Origin of the sequence: Endozoicomonas sp. ONNA2 (genome assembly GCF_024606365.1) — a bacterium.
Classification (GTDB): Bacteria; Pseudomonadota; Gammaproteobacteria; order Pseudomonadales; family Endozoicomonadaceae; genus Endozoicomonas.
Genome location: NZ_JAHHPO010000356.1, coordinates 1 through 3,138, shown reverse-complemented (window position 1 = coordinate 3,138; position 3,138 = coordinate 1). Strand labels below are relative to the sequence as shown.

The window sequence follows — 3,138 nt, the reverse complement described above, 5'->3', positions numbered from 1 at the left end:
AGCCTCAATTTCTCGCAATCCTCGCTACGGGCGCTATTCTCGGACAGCCTCCTGGAAAAGTTAACAGATCACGGCCTGATGGATAGTAAACAGGTTTTAATTGCGGCATCCGGGTTTGTTAAATTTAACGGAAAATCCCGATTGACAGGGAATTTATAAGCATCCTGTTATTGAGTACCACTCGCTAATACTCTCAACTTCTTCTTCTGATATCAGCCTGGCGATATTACTCATCGGCTGGTGAGTAGCTCTAGTGCCGTTTCGGTAGTATTGCAGTTGCTTGACCATATAGTCTTTCTTCTGACAGGCCAGATTAGGGTTAAGTGGTGTGGTACCGATACCGGTTGGACCATGGCATCCCGCGCAGAGTTGCATTGCTTTTGCCTGTGCTGCTTCAAGGTGTTTGGGCGGCGGCTGAATTTGAGTGGTGGACTGCTGATCGGTGCACCCAGCCAGCAAAAAAACAGTGGCTAATACTATTTTCTTGATGTTCAGGGTTATTTTCATAGGGATGTCAGTTTCACTTGAATTTAAGGGATCAGCGGTAAGGTGGCCAGGAGGCTGTCTGAGAATAGCGCCCGTAGCGAGGACGGCAGAAAATTTCCGACTCCTTAGACCAATTTTCTGCCACCCCAGTAGGGCAGTCTGTTCTCGGACAGCCTCCAGGGGTAATGGATAGATTGGAATTTGAATACCCAATTCTCCTACGCTCGCCCATGCATCTTAGAGCCTGATGACGTTTCGTTGCAAGCCCGAGTCTCTTCCGGAAAATGAGCCTGAAGTGTCATGCATCTCATGTCAGCTGCACCTGACAGAACCCTGTCAAACCGCTACAATCGCCAAAAATCACACACCGGCAGATAACCATGAGCGATTTTATCATTGCCCCAAGTATCCTTTCTGCAGATTTTGCCCGTCTGGGCGAAGAGGTCGATCATGTTCTGTCCGCCGGAGCGGACTGGATTCACTTTGATGTCATGGACAACCATTACGTCCCGAACCTCACCCTTGGCCCCATGGTATGCAAAGCCCTGAGAAAGTTTGGCATCACCGCTCCCATCGATGTTCATCTGATGGTAAGCCCCGTTGACCGTATCATCGGTGATTTTATTGAAGCCGGTGCCAGTATGATTACCTTCCACCCGGAAGCATCTCAACATATTGATCGCAGCTTGCAACTCATTCGCGAAGGAGGCTGCCAGGCCGGACTGGTGCTCAATCCGGCAACATCACCCGATCTACTTGAGTATGTGATGGACAAACTGGATATGATCCTGTTGATGTCGGTCAACCCCGGTTTTGGGGGTCAGAAGTTTATCCCATCTACCCTGAAAAAACTGTGCAGGGTCCGCAAACTGATTGATGATATCGGGCTGAATATCCGTCTTCAGGTAGATGGTGGTGTTTCAGCCAGCAATATCCGCCAGATTGCCGAGGCCGGTGCGGATACTTTTGTTGCCGGTTCAGCCATTTTTGGTGCGGACAATTATCAGGATGTCGTGACGCGAATGCGCTCCGAGCTGGCTGAGGTCGTGGCTTTTTGACATCCTCTCACCACTCAGCGGATGGATGGAGTATTCCGCGAGAATTGATAAAATATCCGGCGGTCATGCAGCCACTGCCATTTTCCAATCAGTTGCCTGCGAAGTTACCTTGCGCTGGTAAAGACGCGAACAAACCCGATTGTTGTGTCCCCATACCTGCTCCACAACCTTTGGCAGAACGGGTACCGGATTCGGCTTCTCAGATCTGAAAATCAGATAGTTAAGCGTGGTATATAACGCATATGCCCGACGCACTATATAGGCCTCGGGCTTACCCTGATAACCACTCACCGGGGGTATCAGCAACTTACTCAGCAGTTCGGCTCGTTCCTTGTTGGTGACGCAGAACCGCAAATTCCAGGATGCGTAGAGATCACTCCATTGCTTCGGCATCGGATAATTAAACAGGGGTTCCAGCCCCTGCTCATCCAACTCAGAAGCATGCCGGGTGTATTTTCCCGGATGATGCCGGGCCAGGGTCAAGCCTGCACAGGCATTTTCGTGACAGCCTGTGGCTGCCTCAACGGCGGTGGCTTCAAGGATATTAAAGGGCAAAATACAACGCCCCAGCGAATGGGGATAATTTCGTTTCTTTCGACCTTTCAATATCTTCACAATAGGCTTCTCAACGGAGATGAGCTTAATCGCTCTTTTGAAACCCAGCCCTCTGATAGCCCCCCCCCATGTTCTTTCGCTTGTTTTTCCACAAATGAATACACGCTTCCAGGACTTCAGCATTTTGAATCTGTGCCTTGGTTAGTAAATTAAGCGCCAGAGCAAATGGCAATACCGATGCCAGTTCATGAATAATTTCATTTTTGCCCTTTTCGAGCATGCCTTCGTTCGTTTCACAGACATTAATGATGTTATGAATTGCACGCATCAAATAATCATTGTCCTTGATATTCCTGAAAACCTCGCTGACTGCCTTTTCTATTGCTTCCTGCGAAATATCATCGGATAAGTTGCTACTGATTATTTCAAATATTTCCTGAGTCCACTTGCCCCTTCTATCCATCAGCTCAAGATCTGTGAAAGACGTCTTAACCTTTTCCCTCACTTCATTAATATCAAGCGTCTGTATCATATTACTGGCACAAGTATGCAATTCACTCAGGAACCTGGTTACCTTTTCTGTCTCTTCCGAACTCAGTAATGTTTCCGAGCGATCAATTGCCCCTTTCCTGCATAGTGCAATTTTCAAATAAATTGACAATACTTTATTACAGATATAAACCATAGGCCTGCAAATAAGGTAATCGGCGATTTTTTTCCTGATCGTTGGCGACCCGTTACTTTCATGTGAACGTCGGCCAAGTGCTGCTTCTGGATTATTGATATTGGTCTGAGTCAAGCCTTGAGCCTGCACCACTAATCCCCGGGTATGGGTGGAATCTCCATTTCCTATCATGTGCCCCTCTCTGCATAATTTTAACCATATCAAGAACGTACCCTGTTCATTAACTGGATAAACTGACAAATTGGTCAGAATCGGTAACAAACAGCCGCAGTAATGCTTCATTAAGAGCCAGGAATCTTTTCAGAAGCCGGGATTCCAGGAGGCTGTCCGAGAATGGCGCCCGACTGGGCGTCC

4 protein-coding genes are annotated in these 3,138 nt (G+C 47.9%); 1 reads left to right on the top strand and 3 read right to left on the bottom strand.

Annotation, left to right across the window (positions count from 1 at the left end; translation table 11 throughout):
- Nucleotides 1-153: 153 nt before the first annotated feature.
- Nucleotides 154-507 carry a c-type cytochrome gene (locus tag KDK14_RS06445; protein WP_257264194.1) on the bottom strand — a complete coding sequence of 118 codons (354 nt, stop codon included), beginning with the start codon at nucleotides 505-507 and terminating at the stop codon, nucleotides 154-156.
- A 359-nt stretch (nucleotides 508-866) separates the two neighbouring features.
- Here KDK14_RS06445 and rpe point away from each other — a divergent pair, with 359 nt between their 5' ends.
- Nucleotides 867-1,544 carry a ribulose-phosphate 3-epimerase gene (gene rpe, locus KDK14_RS06440; protein WP_257264193.1) on the top strand — a complete coding sequence of 226 codons (678 nt, stop codon included), beginning with the start codon at nucleotides 867-869 and terminating at the stop codon, nucleotides 1,542-1,544.
- A 63-nt stretch (nucleotides 1,545-1,607) separates the two neighbouring features.
- On the opposite strand, the gene KDK14_RS06435 is transcribed toward rpe, so the two are convergent.
- Nucleotides 1,608-2,099, bottom strand: a complete 492-nt coding sequence (locus KDK14_RS06435; protein ID WP_257264192.1) for a hypothetical protein — start codon at nucleotides 2,097-2,099, stop codon at nucleotides 1,608-1,610.
- 85 nt (nucleotides 2,100-2,184) lie between these two features.
- A complete protein-coding gene (locus tag KDK14_RS06430) occupies nucleotides 2,185-2,955 on the bottom strand; it encodes a hypothetical protein (RefSeq protein WP_257264191.1) in 771 nt (256 codons plus the stop codon).
- Nucleotides 2,956-3,138: the final 183 nt, after the last annotated feature.

Bases quoted from the DNA above. Each gene is read 5' to 3' on its own strand.
- KDK14_RS06445 (WP_257264194.1), bottom strand. From the start codon at position 507: ATGAAAATAACCCTGAACATCAAGAAAATAGTATTAGCCACTGTTTTT.
- rpe (WP_257264193.1), top strand. From the start codon at position 867: ATGAGCGATTTTATCATTGCCCCAAGTATCCTTTCTGCAGATTTTGCC.
- KDK14_RS06430 (WP_257264191.1), bottom strand. From the start codon at position 2,955: ATGATAGGAAATGGAGATTCCACCCATACCCGGGGATTAGTGGTGCAG.